Source organism: Candidatus Melainabacteria bacterium (assembly GCA_003963305.1).
Taxonomy (GTDB): Bacteria; Cyanobacteriota; Vampirovibrionia; order Obscuribacterales; family Obscuribacteraceae; genus PALSA-1081.
Genome location: RXJR01000015.1, coordinates 104238 through 123884 on the forward strand (window position 1 = coordinate 104238; position 19647 = coordinate 123884).

Here is a 19647-nt window from a genome sequence, read left to right on the forward strand (position 1 = left end):
AGGCACGACTGTGTTTAGACATGCGTGTGCAATTGCTTTGAAGACATTGTTTGCACATTGGCGGGCGGCGCAGATGGACTGACTTCAGACCCGCCTTCACTGGCGACAGTCTTTCCAAACATGAAGTACATCAAGCCGAAACCTATGGCCGCGACCACACTGAGAGCCATAAATATTGCTCCGAAATTCGATTTTTCCTTGGCGAGATAAGTCATTCCCTTCTACCTCTAGAGTCGATGCGCGCAGATTTAGCGCGGTTCCCCAACGACGGAAAGTATTTCAACGGCAGTCGATCGATTGACGCCGCGACTACTAAGTTCAATTCAACGAGTAACAACTGCGTTGAATCTAATTAAATAGACTATCGAAAAGTCCAGATGTTTCCAGATGCCAATCAAGATTTTTTTCGAAATTTTAGAATTATTTGCAGCACTGAGGAATTCTTGAGATGCTGCCCTGGGCATGGTCTAGAGGCTGGGGAGGGATTAGATGCTCGGTCTCGTTTCCAGGTGAAAAGCAGCCGGGCGAATCAAGACGGATAACTCGGCCGGACTCTGAGAAACTGGGGCAATGCTCAGCAAAGTCGGCGCAGGTACCATGACACAGAACCATATTGCAGATATATGGACAGCAGTAGTTCTGCCGCCATCTCTCAAAGGAACTGCGAAACGTCGGCGTGCGCATACCGGCATATATCAGATCTCCAAGGAGACGGTCGTTTGTCTGTCGATCGGATAGATTTTGCGTTCCATGCGCGTCTGGTCTGGGAATGCGAAAGCAATCCGCACTCTCTTCAGCAAAGGCCAATGGCACCCACAGCAGAGAAAAAACAATAGCTATCAGCGCACCACAAGAGCTCTTTATGGTGGCGCCGGGAAAAGCCCTCCGGTATATCAACAAGCGGATAAGCTGCCAGTCTTTCATGCTCATCCCAATACTCTAAAAATGAAAGCCGCCGCCCATCATCCGACAAATCGGGCAGTGCAATCCTGACGAGTAAAGCGCTGCGCGCATTCCGACATTGAGGACCTTGCCAAACCCGCTGCCATTTTTGGGCGGCTGCTGTGCTACACCCATGGTTGGCGGCGGACCTTGCTGATTCACTGACATCCTTCCGGCAAACGGCTGGCTGACCGACATTGTCGGGGCGTAGTTATTAGTGAACTGCGTTGTATTCATGATCAAATCGTTTTTGGTACCACTCAGTTGAAAAGGCTGACCGTTCACTCCGCCGCTGATTGGTGAGCCCACGTCTACCAGAGGAGCGCCGGCAGTTGCAGCATCTACAGGCACCCTGAAATGACCAACAGTAGCAGTTTTCGTCGCATGAAGGGGCGCCGCAGATGAAGCCGGTGAAGCTGATAACTGGTGCTCCATGGCGTCGACAGCAGTGATGTAATCTTTGTCGGTGGGATTGAAATTCAGCGCAGCGCGATAGTTCGTCAAAGCAACGACATAATCGCGTCGGCGTTCAGCCAGCGATCCCAGATTGTAGAAAGCATCAGCATTGCGAGGATCGACGGTGAGGACCCGGCGAAACGTCTCCTCAGCGTCGTTATACCGACCGTTTGAAAACTGCCGCATACCTTCGCGCAGCAAATCCCGAGCTTGCGAACTTTTCGATGGTGCTTCTGTTTTGGACGCGGTTTTCAAATAGCTGTCGTTCGATGAGCCAGCGACACCTTTCGGCGCAGATTCTGTCGCCTCACGTTTCGGCTCTACAGCCTTACTTACTTCATTCATCGAAGCATCATGCGGCGCAACATCTTTGCTCACTGACTCCTTCGAATCTTCAGGCGCCGCAGAATCATCAGACTTTACGCCAAGAAAGTCCGAGATAGCATCAAGACGCTTAGAAACCGATCCATGCTTCGTCTTTCCGTAAAGGCTCATCTCGATCGTATCGAGGCGAGTTTCAAGGGACTGGTCTGCTGAAATCTTGCCGAGCAACAGCTGCTCAGCTTTGCTGATTCTGGGATCAGCAGCATCATCGGCCCTGGCTGTTCCTGCACTCAGGGTTGCAAGCAGAAAGAAAGAAAGCGCTAGATACATTCGATAGTTCATTAATCTAACACTCGCGGCTCTAAAAAATTAGGATGAGTTGCAAAAGATCCTGGCGCCTGATCTTGAGAGTTGCTGCCTAGTATGTACCCTGCCGGAGGGCTAAATTCCTGAACAGTACAGACCATTTTACAAAAATCGAACTTGCTTGAACCGGGCAGTTAGCTTTGTCATACTGCAACAGTTACCGCCCGCTTTCCGTCGAGAAAACGCAACTGTTCGGCACTTCTAAAGGTGAAGGGAAATTCAATGAAACGTACATCAATTTTTGCAGCAGTCCTCGGGCTGTTGGTAAGTATTTCAGCACTTCAGCAGCCTGCGCAGGCTGGTTGGACAATCTATGAAAGACAAGTCCGCCTGAGAAAAGAAGTCAGTCAGGGCATGAAAGCCAACGAATTGACTAAAAAAGAATATGACGGGTTGAACGATTCATTGACGAAAATCGATGAACGAATCAAGAAAATGAAAGCAAAGAACTTAGGCAAATTGAGCATCAAAGACCAGGGCAAGATCGAGAAGAGCTTGAACGATGTTTCACTTAAAATACAGAAATATCGCCTGGAGAAGCGAGTAGCAAAATAATCGTATCACCGGCTCTTAGAACAGTTCAATGATCACAGGGCCGAAAATCCGATACTACATTTAGTGGCGGTGGCAGTTGTGGTTCTACCAGGAATCAACTCCACCGCCTCCGAATCCACCGCCAGAAAAGCCGCCTCCATCGAAGCCGCTGAAGCCGCCGCCGGCAGAGTCGCCACCGCCCCATCCGTCCGACTGTCCACTCGAGTAACTGGGCACAGACGGAGCCGGCTCAGATGTCAAAGCACGCGACATCGTAAACAATGAATTATCAAGCTCCTGCAGAAACGAGTAAGTAGTCCACTCTACGTCACCAGTGCCAACGTACCAGTCAGGTGGAGTCGTAGCCAGATCCTTAAAGGCTTTCGACCATTGTTCGGCGCAGCCCAGCACCATTGCATAAGGCAACAGTCTGCCGAAGATTGTAGGATCTTCCTTCGCTAAAACTTCGAGTCGCTTCTTTTCAGCCTTCTGAACAAAACGTTGAAAAGCCTGACACTGATTTAGAGCCTTGACTCCAGCAGCAGTGCGAGAGGGCATGGCTCGGGCAGAAGCAGCCAGGACGATACCGGAAAGCAGAAAGCCAACGGAAGATGCGCGCAGATCATTGCCGCCGAGGATAACGAAGAATACGCCCACGACAACTACCGTGATGCCGAAGGTAACGAAGGTGCTGCGATCGGTATTTGGATCTCGTGCGAAGTATTTCTTGGCCAGTAGCGAGTCGTATACAGCACTGCGAATTTCCGGAATGTTGGCGTAAAACTTGCCCACCAGTCGAGATAAAGAACTCTCTCGAGAGACATAACCAAAGACTGCGTTCAGCATCAATGACTCATGCAGCTTCAATGGAATGGCATCAGGGGGCGGTTTCAGTTCAGTGAAACGATAATCTGATTTGGACATCATCATGATTCCGTCGTACGGAATGCGCTCGATCTTCATGAAACCTCGAGCCGCCAGATCGATGAGAGTCGAGGTAATGTCGGACATATCGCACTGTTCATCAATCAAAGTTCCAACTTCAGCCGGAGTCAGATCTTTAGGAGGCTCCCACTCGACGCCAATTGCTTTCGAGCCGCCTCTATCTCTTCCGAAGAACAACCAGTAAATCCAGAGCATTACTGCCGTTGCCAACGGCAAAACAAAGGCTTCCCACCAATCCTGCGCAAACCAAATAATCTCTTGCGACACCTTCGGTGGTGTCACAGTACCGGCGGGCATACGAATGGCAAAAGTCAAGCCCTGACCTGGTGGCAACTTAGCCGGAGACCTGACTGTTACGACATTGTTCGACTCGCTCACGGGAACAGTCTTAGTGGAACCTGGCGGTCCGACGAAAGCTTCCGTTCGAATTCCCGACAGACTGGTCATAGGCAAATGTATCGTCGCCGAGGCTGAATCGATGGCATATTGCGACTGATCGCCAGTGACGTTCCAATAGAGTTCGGGCTCATTGCCGAAAAAATTGACAGCCCTGGCTACTTGATAATGAACTTTATAGACATGACGCCCGCTTATTAGCGTGCCGGCATCACCGATTTTGATAGTAACGTCGCTTCCCGCATCGGTTTTTTGAAAATGATAAGGCACTCCTTTTTCATCTGCCACAGACAAGACGCGAATGAACGTAGTGTAAGTACCTAAGGCGCGATGAAATTTCACGGGAATAAATCGGAAAATGCCGTGTCTTGGTTGGTTGGCATAGTCCATATCGATCGTCTCAGTGATGTCGAGTACCCCATGCTTCGACAAGGCAATATCTGCATCAAAGCTGATCATTTTCGCTGTTGGCACCTTCGTAGCAGGCGCCTTAACCGACTGATGACGCAAATCAGACGTCGCAACTTTTGCATCTGCAAAAGCGCATGTGATACCAAAAATGGCACCGGCAAGTACCAGAGTCTGGCAAAAAGATCTAGAAAAGAATTTTCGCATTGGGTTCATGACAATCCAATCGAGCCCGTGACGGCTATTATAGCTACATTCGGGTATAATCGGAACGCACCTCTAAGGCGGTCTGGCATATGTGGCTGTGGATAGTACTCGGAATCATTGTTCTTCTTGCATTCTGGATGATTGGCAATTACAACCATATGGTCATGCTGCGCCAAAATGTTCGAGAAAGCTGGTCAGCAATTGAGACCGAACTGAGACGTCGATATGACCTGATACCAAATCTGGTTGAAACAGTAAAAGGTTACGCGACTCACGAGAAAAGCACTCTAGAAGAAGTTATACGCGCACGCAATTCGGCCGTATCTACAGTCGGCATGCCTGACGCACAGAATGCTGCCAACATGGCACTGACTGGAGCGTTGACCAAGCTCGTCGCCCTGAGCGAAGCCTATCCTGAACTAAAAGCAAACGATAATTTCAATCAGCTGCAAAGAGAATTGACCGAGACCGAAACAAGAATTTCACAGGCACGTCGCTTCTACAACGCCAATGTGAGAGAGCTGAATGCCGCGGTCGAATCTTTTCCTACCGTACTGGTTGCAACTAGCTTCGGATTCCGCGCCCAACCGTACTTCGGCATAGAAGACCCAGCAGCCTTCGATGCTCCGGCTATCAATTTCGGCGGCAACAAACAAGCCGAAAATTCACATACAATTACCTTGAAACAAACCGAAGAGGAAAAGAGCACCTGACGGCGCGGCACTGGAATGGCAAAAATTCTCTTAGTTGAAGACGATCGCGATCTGGCCGGAATGGTCATTGACTGGCTCAAGTTCGAGCACCACCTGGTGGAAGTCGTGCATGACGGTGAAGACGCAGTCAGTATGCTCAAGTCTTATCAATTCGACGTAATCATTCTCGACTGGCAATTGCCGAAGATGGAAGGCGTAGATGTGCTCCGTAACTACCGCGCCGGTGGAGGTCAAACACCCGTCTTGATGCTCACGGGCAAAGGTGCAATCTCGGAAAAAGAAATCGGACTGGATGCAGGCGCAGACGACTATTTAACCAAACCATTCCACATGAAAGAACTCTCGGCCAGGTTGCGAGCGCTGCTGCGCCGTCCCGGCAGTGTCACGGGAAACATCCTGACGGCCCGAGATATCTGCCTGGAACCAGCCACTTTCCGCGTCACCAAAGGTGGTGCTGATATTTCACTGCTGCCCAAAGAGTTTGCTTTGTTGGAATTCCTGATGCGACATCCGAACCAGGTTTTTAGCGCTGATGCGTTGCTCGACCGAGTCTGGAAATCAGAGTCGAACGTCTCTCCGGAGACCGTGCGCACCTGCCTGAAGCGCTTGCGTCGGAAGATAGACAATGAAGACCAGGAATCGCTCATCCAGACGCTGCATGGCGTTGGCTACAAGCTCGTTTCTTGATCGGCAGCGGCTGATAATAAGAACGACCCAGGGCGGAAGCGTAAAGGTTACCGGTCAGTGCGCACAAGGCAACGCCTCTGCCGCGAATGACGCCGCCGTAAACAGGGAAAGAGAAACATAACTAGCGTTGTGTTTGCACCCGATGTTCTCCAACTTGAACTTATCGCAAAAGGGCCTCATCCTGGTAGTGATTCCACTACTGTTTCAGCTCGGGTTCATCTACGTCCTCAACGGTCAACTGGACCAGGCGGAAAAAGAACGCGTACAAGAGTCGATTTACAAAGAGAAAAAGCGACACCTGGCCAAAATTTCCCGCATTATTCTGGCTGACGCCGGCGGGTTAGCCATTTATGGCATCAGACGGGGAAGCGACGTGAGCGGCCCGGAGGTTCGTTACAAGCACGTTTCAGATGCCGTACCAGCAGAATTCGAAGCACTGGAGAGACTATCGCAAGACGACCCTCAAGAGTTGAAAAACATTCAACAGATGAGAGACCTGGCGACAAAAATCGTCCAGGACTTTCGTCGTGTGCGCAAAGACATCAGTACCGATAATTATCTGGTTGCAGTCAGGCAATTCAATTTGCTGCGTCCTCAAATTGCAGAATTGGAAAATCAGCTACAGACAATAAATGACCTGGAAGACCAGCTCGAGGACGCCGGCACTGAAAACTGGTCGGCACGGCGAACGACAGTAAAAATGGTGTTGATGCTGGCCACATTTGTCAACATCTTAATCGCCTCGCTGCTATCGCTCTTCTTCTACAGGGGCACCACACATAGGCTCTCTATACTCGTAGACAATTCGATCAGGTTAGCTACAGGGCAGCCGCTGCATCCCCCGCTCTCAGGCACCGACGAAATCGCCAAACTGGACGAGATGTTCAACGCCATGGCAAAAATATTGGAAGAGTCAGCGCGTAAAGAACGGGCCGTTGTAGAAAACGCGGTTGATGTAATTTTCTCGGTTGACGAAAGAGGTTCGCTGGAAAAAGTCAGTCCGGCCTCACTGCAGGTTTTTGGATATGAATCAGAAGATTTGCGCGGGCATAACGTTCGCTTCCTGCTACCGCCTGACGAAGCAGATGCGATACTGGATAAATTAACGGCTACACAACACGGTGATGCTCAATTTGAAAGTCATGTCACTAAATATGGTGGCACCATTATCGACGTACTCTGGAGTGTTCACTGGTCTAAAGAAGAAAAGCTCTACTTCTGCGTTGCTCACGACATCACAGAGCGGAAACGAGCGGAGAATTTGTTGCGCTTAGCGGAAGCGCGTATCAGGCTGATTGTCGAGAGTATGCCGATAGGCTTGATTATTATCGATAACAACGGGCGCATGGAGTTGAATAACCCGAGCGTAGAGCGCATGTTCGGACTGACCCAGGATAAACTGCAAGGCAAGTACATTGGCTCACTATTCGGCAAACCAGACACGGTGACAGAGGCAGAGTTTACAGCCGATTTAATTCAAAAAACCAGAAATCATGCCTATGAAATGACCGTGCCTTCAGTCTACAAAGAATCACTGCCAATCGAACTTTCAATGAACGAATTCGAAACACTGGAAGGGAAAAGATATCTTGTACTGGTTATGGATGTGACCGAGCGCCACGTAGTAGAACAATTGAAACAAGAGTTCATTTCCATGGTCAGTCACGAGCTGCGCAGTCCACTTAATTCGGTGCTCGGCTTTCTGGAGATGCTGCCCGAGGGAATCTATGGCGAGTTGAACGCGACCGGTCAGGAGAAGGTGACCGTGGCCGAACGCAACGTCAATCGCCTGATCAGACTGATCAACGATCTGCTGGAAATCGACAGAACCGAGGCAGGACGTTTGAGTATGGAGATAGAAGAAATCCCTATTAAGCCACTCATCGATCGTTCGGTCGATGCCGTAAAGGCGCTAGCCGACAAGGAGAATATCACAATAAGCGTATCCGACAGCGATGCCATTGTCACCGCTGACGGTGACAGAATTGTGCAAGTGATCGTCAACTTACTTTCCAACGCCATCAAATATTCACCCAGTGGGGGCACAATCGAAGTGAGCACAGTTACCCAGGAAGAGTGGCTCGAGGTGCGCGTCAAAGATCATGGCAAAGGAATTCCGGAACAGTACAAGGCATTGATCTTCGAGAAGTTCCAGCAAGTCAACTCGTCTGACTGGCGGCAAAAGGGCGGCACCGGTCTGGGATTAGCCATCTCAAAAGCAATTGTCGAGCAACTAAACGGTTCAATCGGCGTCGAAAGCGAAGAAGGCAAAGGCAGCACGTTCTGGTTCCGACTGCCCCTGAAGTAAGCACAACCTCGCAAATTTGAGCCTCTTAGGCTAAAATGACGTATCGTCTCAGATGCTCGTTCATGTTATTCAAAGCCAGGCAATCGCTAATTCTGGTCGGATGCTTATCAGGACTGCTCTTACAGGCAGCTTCTGCAGAAAGTGGCGACGTAGCGGCGATTGGACCACCCTCCGAGAGAATCGAGCCGGAAAAGAAATTCAGCGAGAACGTCGAACTGCCTGTTACTGACACGTGGACGAGGGAGTACAACTCCGGTTTAAAAGCGGTTCAGAATCGCATGTACGCAGAAGCAGAGCAAAAGCTTTTGGCTGCAGTAAAAGACGCTAAAAAGGGCTCATCAGGCTCAACCGGTGACCAGCGATTAATTCTCGCCCGCACAGCTCTGGCTGATGTCTACTGCGCGCTGGAAAAATACGACGAAGCCGAAAAGCTTTACAGCTGGGCATATCAGGCAGCTCGCAAAGGCGGGGAGGAAAGCGAAAGCTTTGGAAAGGCGGCTCACGGTCTGGCTCTGGTCAACTATATGCACGGCAATTATGAGAAAGCAGCGACAATCTGCAAGCAAGCAATTGTCGCCCGGCGCAAAGCGCTCGGCGCCACACACCACGATGTCGGTCAGAGTTATGTGCTCATGGCAGTCATTCTCGGAAAACAAAATTATCCCGATGAGGCTGAACCCTATCTCACCAGAGGGCTTCGCTTCCTGGAAAAGGCTCCCGGTCCCAGGCAGCTCGACTATGCCGACGCGCTCAGAACAGCAGCGCAGTACCGCCAGAGCCGTGGACAGAAGAAAGAAGCAGAACAATTGTTCGAAAAATCCTATGCCATTACAGATGGTGCAGTAGCGTTCGACCAGCCGGCCAGCTTGAAAGGGGCAGTACTCTACAAATGGGAGGCTGGCTCACCGCGAGCGCTGGAGATACCCGACTACGACTTTCCCCTGCGCTACATAAACATAAATGGCGTCAGAGTGGCGGCTACGATCATCGACTTATGGGAATTAATGGGTGTGCTTATTTCCATCACCAACACCAATGACGAGCGAGTCGTGCTCGGTCTCGACAAAGTCAACCTCGAGCAACTCAGTCTCAATCAAAATGACACCATGCGTCATCCTCTCACTTTCGTCGACCCGAACAGCATCGACAGAATTCGCAGAGAACGCGTGATGTGGGACTTAACCATGAACCGCCCCTGGCTCGCCAACATTCAAAAAACGAGAAGCGTCAGGGGTCTGGTGCCGCAGCAGGGACACGATCTTTTCAGGGGTCCGAACATTTTCGGCGTCTACGGCGACTGGGGAGCGATACCGCGCGTGATGCCAGGGCGACTGGAATCACAAGCATCGCCTGAACGAGTTCAGTATCAAATGGAAAGCAAGCTAGACAGCGGACTGGTCAATTCCAACACAGTCAAAATGACAGGGCTGGTGCCTGTTTCACTGGAACCGTTCGAGTCTAGAACCGGCGAACTCTTCTATATTCACCCACGTTGCGAAAGTGTTCTTCTCACTGTGCGAGTAGGAAACACGACAGTGCAGCTGCCTTTTCAACTAAGAAAACGTCGAATCAACTGAGTCTGGCAGAATGCGAAAGTATTTCTCTGTAGCCTTCCTTGTAGGTTGGATATTGCAACGTAATTGAAAGCTCTTTCAGCAATCGAGAAGAATCGACTTGCCGATTACCACGCAGAGTCGGCGTCACCTGGTCGATTGGAGCAAAATCAGGCAATTCAGCGCCCATTGCCTGGCAGAGCCAGGTGATCGTCTCCAGGTGAGTGGACGGCTGCAAATCGCCAACTACATAAGTAGACAGCTCGAGACTTTCTCTTGCAAAACACGCCTCGATAATGCGCGCCAGATCGTCGAGATGAATGCGCGATACATACCGCGAACCGTCACCAGGAATCTTGACTTGATTGATTCTCAAATGCATACCAGATTCTGCGGCATAAAGTCCGGGGCAACGAAGAATGATGGCGCCCTTGTTGCGCCACACCTCTTCAGCCTTAAGACGCCGCGCTGCCGACGGTTCGCTTGCATCGACAGGCGAACTTTCGTCGATCACACCAGACGTTTTTCCATATACGCCTGTGGAAGATATGTAGATAATTCTTCGAGCCTTAAGGCAACGTTCAGACCAGGACAGATCAGTTGCGCCATCGGGCGGAAACGAAACCAGAACGTTGGCATTCTCGAAAAGGCTTGCCGCAGGAGGTTTACTGTCAACGACGACTGGCTCAATGCCTGCCGATTCGAGCACAGAAACGCGCTCGACGGAACGAGTAGTACCATATATAGTGCAACGCCGGGAAAGCAGCCTTGCCAGATGCAGCGCCACATTGCCGACGCCTAGAAATACAAAAGACTCAGTCATTTACACACTCACGGAACAGCTTTAGAGTAGCCCAAAATCTGCTAGAATGCTGCAAAAATAATGAGAATATTGTGCTCAACGAAATAAATATCAACGGTACGAAGTACGGACCAGACAACGATGCTCTCACGTTGCTGGGGCTCTTGCGTCGCCATCTGGATCAGACTCTCTCAGACTCGATCTATTTGCAGCAAGATGAGTTATTCGCCCTTAAAGCCTGGCTTCTTGGGCATGCTGAGGCGATGAAACGAGGCAAGGCAATCTGGCTGGAAGAGTCTGACGACGGCAAATTATACAAACTGGTCGCTGCTGTCGGCAAAACCGAAGAGGGTCAAACCATTCTCTGGCACGAACCGCTGCCCTGGCCTTTCGCATTCATGAACCAGAGCTATCGCATGGAAGAATAACGCTGACACCATTTTTGGTGCCGCGGCGCTAAGGCTTCTCCCAACCAAGCTCTTCCACTGCATCATCAAAACTGGCTCTGCTGCGCTGGCAATAGTGCAGCGCAATCATCGCCTGTTCCATCTTAAGACGCTCTTGAGCCATCAACTCATTACATTTGAGGGCGGCTTCGAATGTATTAGTATCAAGCTTTCCTGCGGCTGCCAGAATTTTCGAGACTTCCCCGCCGTGTTTGAGCTTCACCGTCACTGCCGCCTGAAAGTCTTGCTCCTGCAGGAGTCCAGCTTTTTTGACCAGATCGATAGCTTTGACAGCCTCAGGAGGTTCACTGGTGCCGTGTTTGCCGGTTTTGCCAAAGTGCTCTCGAATAAAGCCCTGCACAGCATCGTCTTTAGTCATGGCGCCATTGCGAACCACTTCTTGCAAATTCAAGGCAGCTTTGAGAACAGCGATGCTGATCAAGCCGGCCTCGACTAAGATCTGTCCAAGCGGCGGAGCCACTGCCCGCGCATCGCGCATATCATCTCTGGGCGGGCTGGCAGAAAAAACATTAGGGTCAAGCGCACCGCCGCGATTGTGAGCACGCCGCACCGCTTCGGCTGCTTTTGCCGTTGTCAGAGCGCCAGTGCGCACCATCTCTTGCAATTGCAAGGCGGAATTAAGTGTCGAATCCGGTATCAGGCCGGCTTCAACCAGAAAGTTGCCCAGCAGTACGTTGGGGCGTTTCTTAATCAGGTCATTATCAATCGGCACGGGCGGGGGCAAATTACTCGGCGGCGACTGCTGGGGAAGCACACCGGGTTGCACGGGTACAGTCTGCGCAGGCTGCGGATAAGGTGGATACGGGTATGGTGCCGGGTAAGGCTGCTGAGTGCGCGGATCTATATAGACCGGCGGCACGTAGCCAGGCGGATAGGCAGGGTATCCGTAGCCCTGAGGCGGATAAGGGTAAGGCGGTGGAGCGTAGCCGGGAGGATAACCATAGCCGGGTGGGTACCCCTGAGGCGGATAGCCCGGGTAAGGCGCCTGAGGATAGGGTGCGGGTGCGCCCGGTTGCGGCGGTGTGGCAGGTGTGGGCTGCGGAGCCGGTGCAGCTTCCGGAGCAGCTGCGGGGGCAGCCGGAGTAGCTTCCGGCGCCGGCTGAGCCTGTGCAGCCGGGCGTGATGCTGGTGCCGACTCGGCTGGCTTTTTGGTCGCGTACTCAAATTCATCAGAAGGCTTGAAAAAGAACGGCTCCTCTTCTGCGCCCGGTCTTGGGGGCATAGGAAAACCGTCGTCAAAGTCCATACTCGGCTTCTTATGTTCGATAATGAACTCTTCACTGCCTATTTGAGTGTTCACGTCGGCAGGCAAAGACAGGCAAACAACGTCGTAAAGCAAGTCCAGGTCTTCAAAAGGCGAACTCCACATGACCCGCGAGTTATTGCCATCACCTTCATAGAGGGTCCAGATTGGCTCACCACCGCCGAATTCGACGCGCACTGTCATGCTGTAGTGAAATTCGGTTTTAAGCGACTTCCAGGGCAGCTCAACGGTACAGCCCTTTTGCTTTCGAGCTTCCGTCAAAAGCGCGCGCATACTGCTTATCTTCGGCAACCCGCGCACGGCGTCAAGACGGATGTGTTTTTTAGGTTTGTACATTTGCAATCACTTGAAAAGCTCGAAACTTCACTGCTAAATATCTACCCAGCCAACAATCATAATCGACCACATGGGATTATGCGAAAATCCCCGAAAAGCTCAGCCACGCATCTCCATCAAATTTCCAGACTCGTAACGACGCAGCCCGTAGTAAAAAACAAAGACCGCCACGGCCAGCACCGCCGCCGCACCTGCAACGGCAATCAGCGCATTTGACATCGACATCTGACGCAGGGCGATAATCGGGTAATAGCTGACAAAAACCGCGGGAATCAATGTATAAAGCAAAATCTTGACGGCGCCTTCAAAGAGCGTGGCCGGATAAGTACTGAACGTGATCATGGCGTAACGCCACTGCTCTGCCAGAGACTCTGAATTGCCAAGAAAAAAGGTCAAGCTGCCAGTGAAGATACTGAAGCCGATAAACAGAAATGCAATTGAAACAGTCAATGCAGAAAAGAGAATGAAGTGCGGCAGATCTGGTTTGACGAAAATCAGATAGACGACATAGCCGAAAATGGCGTCACCCCAGGCGGTGGCACTCATACGACCGAGCAAAATATGAGGCAGCAAGGCTCGAGGATAAAGCATCCAGACATCGAGCTGGCCTCTGGCGATGAGCACCGGCAAATGCAAGGCGTTCCCACAGATAGTATGCGCCAGCCCGAAACCGGATGCAGCTATGCACCACAATGTGACGACGTCGTTGATGTCCCAGCCTCGCAAAACTTTGAATCGACCGAAGAACAAAACCCAGAACCAAACCCAGATTATGTTGTTGACGAACATGGCTACAACTTGAGAGAAAAATGCACCGCGATACTCAAGCTGCGCATCGAGATTCAATCGCGTGTAGGCGACAGCCAGTTTCAGATAGTTCAAAAGGGCGCGCATTCAGCCTCCATTAGCAAAGACACGGCGAGAGGCAATACGAAACACGAGAGCCACGGCGCAGGCAAATACGAAACAAGCGATCACCTGACGCAGTAAAACATCCTGATAGAAACTCCAATCTGGTGCAACAAAAAGGCGAGCCGGTCCATAGACGATGGTAGAAAATGGCAAAAGCTTGAGAGTGGCTTGCCAGCTGTCGGGAAACAGTTCAAGCGGTATGAGCATGCCACCAAGTATCATGGTCAGACGGGAGTAGATCAAAACCAGTCCGTTCGTGTCTTCAAGCCAGAACGCAGCCAGACCAATGAGAAAATTGCCAAGGAAATCGACGATGAATGCCAGAGGCAACACCGTCAGAAAACAAAAGAATCCGAGCGGATTGATTGGCACGAAGCCGACAAAGATAATTGATATCAGCGCCCCCACGAACATATTGACGCAAAAGCGCACAGCCCGCTCACCTAAAGTATTGAAGAGACAGTAGAGAGGATAGGACAGCGGTCGAATAAAGTGAATTGAGATGGCGCCAGTGCGCACATCTTGATCGACACTTTGCGCTACGCGAGGTCCGGAAAGAATTATCGATTCAGTGACGGCAAGATACCAGAGCATCTGAGGCAGAGTAAGCCCGCCCAGGGTCTGAGAGCCAGTCTCACCGTAGGTTACTTGCCATAAGCGCAAAAAGATATAGAGAATTACGCCAAGGAAAAAAACACGGCTGCCTATTTCTGCTAAATAAGCGAGATTCGATTTTGCTGATGTGCGCGCAATCCACCAATATTTTGCCGGAGCTGCAAAACTGTCAGTCATTGTCTTCTTCACCAGTAGAAGCCTGGGGCGGCTGACTGTAGATATGGGCAATCACTTCTTCAAGGGGCGGATCTTCGATGGTGATATCAGCGACTGCACCAGCTTTGAGAATGTGTTCGATCACAGCCTCAATAGCAGTGACCTGCGTGTCCACTTCCAGTCGAACCGCATACTGACTGGATTTAACGATGGTAGCGCCGGGAAATTCCAATGAGCCTGGGTGGTCGTGATATTTGACCGACAGCACTTTAGCCCCCAAATACTGACGGCGCATCGAAGAAACCTTATCGTCGAGCACCACCCTGCCATGGTTGACGACAATGACGCGTCTGGCTACATATTCAATGTCTCCAGCATCATGGCTGGTTAGAAAGACGGTTATCCCCTCTTGCTTATTCCATTCACGGATCAAGTCTCGCAACTCCTGACGAGCCATCACATCTAAGCCAATAGTCGGTTCATCCAGGAACAAAACGCGCGGATGATGCAATAAACTGGCGGCGATTTCGGCGCGCATCCTCTGACCTAGAGACAATTTACGCACTTGAGTATCAAGGAAAGCGCCAATGCCGAATCGCTCTATCAACATGTCACGACGACTTTTAAAGTCGTTATAAGGCAACTCGTAAATCTTCCCCAAAAGCTCAAAAGTATCTCTGGGAGGCAGGTGATACCACAACTGCGAGCGCTGTCCGAAAACCGCGCCAATTTGCCTTACCAGCTTTTTGCGCTCAGTCCAGGGTACCAGTCCCAACACGCTGGCACTACCTGTGGTGGGTCGCAAAATACCGGTGAGAATTTTGATGGTAGTCGATTTACCGGCGCCATTTGGACCGATGAAAGCAACAGACTGCCCGGCAGGAATGGAAAGCGATATATCATCGACTGCTACAACTTCTGTTGTAGTGCGCTTCAGACCCTTGCCTGTATGCAAGTCAAAGGTCTTGCGCAAGTTTTCAATGATCACTGCTGCGTCTGACAAAACTAATAAAACTTCGTCGCTTGAATATTACTTTTCGGTTCCGCTTGGAACCGGAGATGTCTTTCCTGAAGATTTTACTTGAGATTGTGCCGGAGGTTGCGTGGGAGTCGTCTCATAGGTGCGCACGTAAAGATTGGTGCCATTTGGTGACAAATGTACCTTTCCAGCGCGCTGCTGCTCATTCATCTGCTCTCTTAGTGAATTCGCCGTATTTTTGATTTCGATGCTCTGCCTGGCTCCGTTCTCGATGTAGGAAGATTTCTGCGATTCGTATAATTTCTTCAAATTGTCGATGCTCTTGCTATCGTCCCCACTCAAACGGGGTTGAACAATACGCCCCCAACGGGTCGTATAGCGGTTGGCATCCAGCAAATCATTGGTTCTTTTGCGAACCAGTTCATCGCCGTGCCTGGCGGCCTCTTCACCAGCCAGGCGACTCTGCTCGCCGCGCAATATTGCCAGTTCCTCTGCTTGCTTTTCCAGAAGTGATTTCATTTTAGGCGCATCAGTCACCATATTTGGTTGCCCGGCTGGCAGCTGCGGTCCTCCGACAGAGATCGCAGGCGTTCCGCCGGCAACGCCAGGTAATGGGCCAACGCCAGACACTCCCTGACCGAGCGGACCGGGACCTGAACCGGCAAGAGGGTCGGTCCTCTTCTCCATCGGTCCACCTGAGTCGTATCCGTACAGCTCAAGTGCCTGTTTGGCAAATCGCCCGACCAATTTCTCTGGTTCAAGCGCATAGGCGATTCTAAATTCTCTTACGGCGGTTTCTTTTTGCTTCATATGCGCATAGCAACTGCCCAGATAGTAGTGCAAAGTGGCATTGTTGAATTCAGTGGAAAGAGCACCAGCAAAATGCCCGGAGGCTTCAGCATAGTTGCCGGCCGCGTACTCGGCCATACCATCTTTAATGAAGTCGGAGGCAAATGCTGATGGAGAGAAGGCTAGCAGCAGTACTGTTAGCAGTAAAAATTCAATTGATTTTCGGGGTCTCAATTTGAGCATAGACTGGTCACAAATTTAAGCCCAGGCGCTTCCTAAAGCCAGAAAGTTTTAGCACCGATTCCTCAACTCACGGTCTTTATTATGATATGCCCGTGTGCAGGTTTTGTAGACCGGATCAGCGAGATACAGATCACTCTTCTGCTAGCGCCTTTGACCTGCCCAAATCGGTTTTGGCAAGGTCAGGCTTTCCGAGTTTCTCATAGACCTTAGCGCGTTCGACAAACCACTGAGCGTTGGTAGGATCAGATGAAATCAGCATTGTATAGTCGCGCAGGGCCGAATTGTAGTCATTCAGTTCAAAAGCGATTCTGGCGCGCTTCGCTACTGCCTCCGTACTTCTTGAATCAATGCGACAAACCCAGTCGACATAAGTTTTGGCAGATTTGTAATCATGCACCTTCTCGCAATCTTCAATCAAAGAAAAAAGAGCCAGATGATCAGAACCGGAAAGACGACGAGCATGCTCGCAATCAGCCAGGTATGGCTTCCAGACTTCGATAGCCTTTTGAGTTTGCCCTGTCTTTTCATAAGCGAGCGCCAACAGTCGCATTGATTTTTTCCCAAAATCAGCAATCTTCTCCAGTTCGGCGCCTTTGATTGCGTCTGGAATGGCTTGAGCGTACAACTTCTTTTCAGAGAGAAGACGAGCCCGGCGAAAATGTGCATACTGGCTTCTGGGACTGAGCTTGATCGCATGATCGTAATCAGCTTTCGAAGCAGGAAATTTGCCGGCTTCATCTAAAAAATCGGCACGCATAATAAAAACTCGAGCCGAATTCGGATTTTTTGCCACCACTTTGTTGTAAAAAACTTCCGCTTTTTTAGACTCACCCGCACCAACATAACCAACTGCAGTCCACAGATCATAAGCATCAGGAGTCGGATCGATCTTTTTTGCCGTCTCGATTTCGGCCATCCCCTTGTCGAGTTCATCCATGTAACAGTAACAACAGCCAAGAAATGCATGAGCGAGCGCGTTTTTGGGATTCAAACGAATTGCCGTCTCCAGCTCGGTTTGTGCTGGAATATACTTCCTCGATACAAAAAGAGCATAGCCACGCCACATTGCCGCCGTGGACTTGTCGGGAGCTAGAGCTGCGGTCCGATTAAACAGCACTGAAGAATAGCAATCGGTAACCTCGCGAGTTTTAGCCTCAAGCAAAGAGGCTTCGTAGTTCTTATCGGAGATTTTCTGAACCAGCTTGAGGGTGGTGCCGTAAAGTGCCTGATCGTAGGCTTTGTTGGCCTCATCGAGGTTGACATTGGACGCATCTGCAGCTAATCCAAGCAGCGCCAGTGCTTGAGTGAAAAGAGTAATAAACAGCCAATTTTTCGTCATTCTGTGCCCGTCCCCCTGGTCATACGTTAACATAGCAGGGGATAAGACGCCCGCTCGTCATTCGGAAACTCGAAGTTGAATCTTACGTTGTCTCAAAAAGGACTGATGCTGGTGGCGGTGCCGCTTATCTTCGAACTGGCATTTGTGGCGACACTTTTCTTTCAGCTGCGTGGATTTGGCAGAGAACTAGCCGCAGAGCGCCTTGACCGCGACGTTTTGACGACCGTAAATTTAGAGCTGACGTGTTTGCTGCAAGCAGCAGGAGCGATGGCCATGTTTCAGGTGCATCGCGAAGACAGGTACAAACAGCAGTACCAGAGAGCTCTCGACGATCTGAAACATTATCGCGCCGAACTGGAAGATAAAATCAAGTTCGATCAAAGTGAAGATCTTAAGGTATTCGCTCAGGCCACTGATGCAGTAGTGGCAGCACTCGATGAGACTGATGACCTGGTCAATTCAGGTGATCGGATCGATCGCATGCGCAGCATGATCAAAGCGGACAAACTGCTGCGCCGCATGGACCGAGCCGGAAACATTGTCATTAAAAGATGTCTCGCTAACAACGAGTTGCAGCGCAAACGAGAGCAGAAAAGCCGGGATGCAATGGAATGGCTGATTCTGATAAGTGCGCTACTGAGTTCCATTCTCGCCTTAGTACTGGCACGCTATTTCAACCACGGCACTTCACGGCGCTTGAATGTGCTTCTCGATAACACCTACAAATTGGCTATGGAAAAACCCTTGCAGCCACCACTTCAAGGCAAAGATGAAATTGCCATCATAGATGGTGGCTTCCACAGAATGGCAGAATCGCTGATAGAGGCCCGTGTTAAGGAGCAAGCACTGACTCAAAATGCCCGCGACGTGATCTGCTCTCTCGATGAGCGCGGCAAATTCACCAAGATGAATCAAGCGGTGAAAGAAGTCTGGGGCTACGATGATGATGAATTGATGGGAAGAACAATAATTTCTCTCGTCGAGCCTGCCCAAGTAGAGCAAGCAAGAACCGCACTGGAAGACGCGATCTCGGGCAAATCAACAGCTCCTTTCGAGCTGCGCATGCGACGCAAAGATCAAACTACATGCGACATGTCCTGGTCAGCTCAATGGTCAAAATCTGACAGATCACTTTTCTGCGTTGCCCATGATATTTCCGAACGAAAGAAATTGGAACGCATGAAGCAGGAAGTAGTGGCAATGGTCAGTCACGATCTGCGCTCCCCCCTGACATCAATTCAAGCCATGTTCGATTTGCTGGAAGCAGGCGTTCTTGGTGAACTCAACGAAAAGGGCGAAGACAAAATTCGCCGTTCCAGCGCTTCCCTGAATCGGTTGATCTCCATGATCAACGATCTGCTGGACATGGAGAAACTGGAATCAGGAATGTTCGAACTGCAACTCTCGGACGTCCCATTTTCTACACTGGCTTCTCACGCGCGTGAGGCCATACAAACCTCGGCAGAACAGAAAAAAATCGATGTGCAAATCACTGACTCGAACACAAACATTTACTGTGACGGTGACAGAATCGTGCGTGTACTGATTAATTTTTTATCGAATGCAATCAAGTTTTCGCCCGAAAACTCCACAATTAAAATGCAAATTTCGCCGCTGGAAGATTCGACCAAAATCGAGGTAATCGACCAGGGCAAAGGCATTCCAGCTGATCAGCTGGAAACTGTTTTTGAAAGGTTCAAGCAAGTTGAACGTGCTGATGAGACAACAAAAGGTGGCTCGGGTCTGGGTCTGGCAATCTGCAAAGCGATAGTGGACGCCCACCACGGCAGCATTGGAGCATCAAGCCAGATCGGGCAAGGCAGCACGTTCTGGATCAGCTTGCCTAACAAAAAGTAGCCCTCAACGTCCGAGACCGCCTGCAACTTGAAAAGGTTGGCATTTGAGG

General features: G+C 50.5%; 17 protein-coding genes. 7 read left to right on the forward strand and 10 right to left on the reverse strand.

The window, feature by feature from the left end; genetic code table 11:
* Positions 1–14: 14 nt before the first annotated feature.
* Both EKK48_15540 and EKK48_15545 read right to left on the reverse strand, forming a co-directional pair.
* Complete coding sequence (locus tag EKK48_15540) at positions 15–215, reverse strand: hypothetical protein (protein ID RTL40672.1); 201 nt, start codon at positions 213–215, stop codon at positions 15–17.
* A 724-nt stretch (positions 216–939) separates the two neighbouring features.
* Complete coding sequence (locus EKK48_15545) at positions 940–2064, reverse strand: tetratricopeptide repeat protein (protein ID RTL40673.1); 1125 nt, start codon at positions 2062–2064, stop codon at positions 940–942.
* Positions 2065–2310: 246 nt separating this feature from the next.
* On the opposite strand from EKK48_15545, the gene EKK48_15550 reads away from it, so the two are divergent.
* Positions 2311–2643: a hypothetical protein gene (locus EKK48_15550; protein RTL40674.1), complete on the forward strand. Its 333-nt coding sequence runs from the start codon at positions 2311–2313 to the stop codon at positions 2641–2643.
* 84 nt (positions 2644–2727) lie between these two features.
* Here EKK48_15550 and EKK48_15555 read toward each other — a convergent pair whose 3' ends face one another.
* Positions 2728–4587 carry a DUF2207 domain-containing protein gene (locus EKK48_15555; protein ID RTL40675.1) on the reverse strand — a complete coding sequence of 620 codons (1860 nt, stop codon included), beginning with the start codon at positions 4585–4587 and terminating at the stop codon, positions 2728–2730.
* Positions 4588–4667: 80 nt separating this feature from the next.
* Here EKK48_15555 and EKK48_15560 point away from each other — a divergent pair, with 80 nt between their 5' ends.
* From EKK48_15560 to EKK48_15575, 4 genes are all read left to right on the forward strand, one after another.
* The gene (locus tag EKK48_15560) at positions 4668–5291 is read left to right on the forward strand and encodes a LemA family protein (GenBank protein ID RTL40676.1); all 624 of its coding nucleotides are present in this window, start codon (positions 4668–4670) and stop codon (positions 5289–5291) included.
* A 15-nt stretch (positions 5292–5306) separates the two neighbouring features.
* Entirely contained in the window at positions 5307–5978 is a 672-nt protein-coding gene (locus tag EKK48_15565; GenBank protein RTL40677.1) for a response regulator transcription factor, read from the forward strand.
* Positions 5979–6120: 142 nt separating this feature from the next.
* Entirely contained in the window at positions 6121–8286 is a 2166-nt protein-coding gene (locus tag EKK48_15570) for a PAS domain S-box protein (GenBank protein RTL40678.1), read from the forward strand.
* A gap of 35 nt (positions 8287–8321) precedes the next feature.
* Entirely contained in the window at positions 8322–9863 is a 1542-nt protein-coding gene (locus EKK48_15575) for a tetratricopeptide repeat protein (GenBank protein ID RTL40679.1), read from the forward strand.
* Here EKK48_15575 and EKK48_15580 read toward each other — a convergent pair.
* Positions 9856–10662: a hypothetical protein gene (locus EKK48_15580; protein ID RTL40680.1), complete on the reverse strand. Its 807-nt coding sequence runs from the start codon at positions 10660–10662 to the stop codon at positions 9856–9858. The two genes, EKK48_15575 and EKK48_15580, sit on opposite strands and share 8 nt — an antisense overlap.
* 71 nt (positions 10663–10733) lie before the next feature.
* Here EKK48_15580 and EKK48_15585 point away from each other — a divergent pair, with 71 nt between their 5' ends.
* A complete protein-coding gene (locus EKK48_15585) occupies positions 10734–11069 on the forward strand; it encodes a hypothetical protein (protein ID RTL40681.1) in 336 nt (111 codons plus the stop codon).
* A 28-nt stretch (positions 11070–11097) separates the two neighbouring features.
* On the opposite strand, the gene EKK48_15590 is transcribed toward EKK48_15585, so the two are convergent.
* The 6 genes from EKK48_15590 to EKK48_15615 form a co-directional block, all read right to left on the reverse strand.
* Positions 11098–12708 (reverse strand): hypothetical protein, encoded by a 1611-nt coding sequence (locus tag EKK48_15590; protein ID RTL40682.1) that lies wholly within the window; start codon positions 12706–12708, stop codon positions 11098–11100.
* 99 nt (positions 12709–12807) lie between these two features.
* The gene (locus EKK48_15595) at positions 12808–13602 is read right to left on the reverse strand and encodes a hypothetical protein (GenBank protein ID RTL40683.1); all 795 of its coding nucleotides are present in this window, start codon (positions 13600–13602) and stop codon (positions 12808–12810) included.
* Positions 13603–14412 (reverse strand): ABC transporter permease, encoded by an 810-nt coding sequence (locus EKK48_15600; GenBank protein RTL40684.1) that lies wholly within the window; start codon positions 14410–14412, stop codon positions 13603–13605.
* The gene (locus EKK48_15605) at positions 14405–15394 is read right to left on the reverse strand and encodes an ATP-binding cassette domain-containing protein (protein ID RTL40685.1); all 990 of its coding nucleotides are present in this window, start codon (positions 15392–15394) and stop codon (positions 14405–14407) included. The genes EKK48_15600 and EKK48_15605 overlap by 8 nt, the downstream gene beginning before the upstream one ends.
* 27 nt (positions 15395–15421) lie before the next feature.
* A complete protein-coding gene (locus tag EKK48_15610; protein ID RTL40686.1) occupies positions 15422–16402 on the reverse strand; it encodes a hypothetical protein in 981 nt (326 codons plus the stop codon).
* Positions 16403–16532: 130 nt separating this feature from the next.
* Positions 16533–17774 carry a tetratricopeptide repeat protein gene (locus EKK48_15615; GenBank protein ID RTL40687.1) on the reverse strand — a complete coding sequence of 414 codons (1242 nt, stop codon included), beginning with the start codon at positions 17772–17774 and terminating at the stop codon, positions 16533–16535.
* 42 nt (positions 17775–17816) lie between these two features.
* Between EKK48_15615 and EKK48_15620 the strand changes: the two genes are divergently transcribed.
* Entirely contained in the window at positions 17817–19598 is a 1782-nt protein-coding gene (locus tag EKK48_15620) for a PAS domain S-box protein (GenBank protein ID RTL40688.1), read from the forward strand.
* Positions 19599–19647: the final 49 nt, after the last annotated feature.

Excerpts from the sequence above, each read along its gene's own strand:
- EKK48_15540 (RTL40672.1), bottom strand. The coding sequence starts at position 215 with ATGACTTATCTCGCCAAGGAAAAATCGAATTTCGGAGCAATATTTATG.
- EKK48_15545 (RTL40673.1), bottom strand. The coding sequence starts at position 2,064 with ATGAACTATCGAATGTATCTAGCGCTTTCTTTCTTTCTGCTTGCAACC.
- EKK48_15550 (RTL40674.1), top strand. The coding sequence starts at position 2,311 with ATGAAACGTACATCAATTTTTGCAGCAGTCCTCGGGCTGTTGGTAAGT.
- EKK48_15555 (RTL40675.1), bottom strand. The coding sequence starts at position 4,587 with ATGAACCCAATGCGAAAATTCTTTTCTAGATCTTTTTGCCAGACTCTG.
- EKK48_15560 (RTL40676.1), top strand. The coding sequence starts at position 4,668 with ATGTGGCTGTGGATAGTACTCGGAATCATTGTTCTTCTTGCATTCTGG.
- EKK48_15565 (RTL40677.1), top strand. The coding sequence starts at position 5,307 with ATGGCAAAAATTCTCTTAGTTGAAGACGATCGCGATCTGGCCGGAATG.
- EKK48_15570 (RTL40678.1), top strand. The coding sequence starts at position 6,121 with ATGTTCTCCAACTTGAACTTATCGCAAAAGGGCCTCATCCTGGTAGTG.
- EKK48_15575 (RTL40679.1), top strand. The coding sequence starts at position 8,322 with ATGACGTATCGTCTCAGATGCTCGTTCATGTTATTCAAAGCCAGGCAA.
- EKK48_15580 (RTL40680.1), bottom strand. The coding sequence starts at position 10,662 with ATGACTGAGTCTTTTGTATTTCTAGGCGTCGGCAATGTGGCGCTGCAT.
- EKK48_15590 (RTL40682.1), bottom strand. The coding sequence starts at position 12,708 with ATGTACAAACCTAAAAAACACATCCGTCTTGACGCCGTGCGCGGGTTG.
- EKK48_15595 (RTL40683.1), bottom strand. The coding sequence starts at position 13,602 with ATGCGCGCCCTTTTGAACTATCTGAAACTGGCTGTCGCCTACACGCGA.
- EKK48_15600 (RTL40684.1), bottom strand. The coding sequence starts at position 14,412 with ATGACTGACAGTTTTGCAGCTCCGGCAAAATATTGGTGGATTGCGCGC.
- EKK48_15610 (RTL40686.1), bottom strand. The coding sequence starts at position 16,402 with ATGCTCAAATTGAGACCCCGAAAATCAATTGAATTTTTACTGCTAACA.
- EKK48_15615 (RTL40687.1), bottom strand. The coding sequence starts at position 17,774 with ATGTTAACGTATGACCAGGGGGACGGGCACAGAATGACGAAAAATTGG.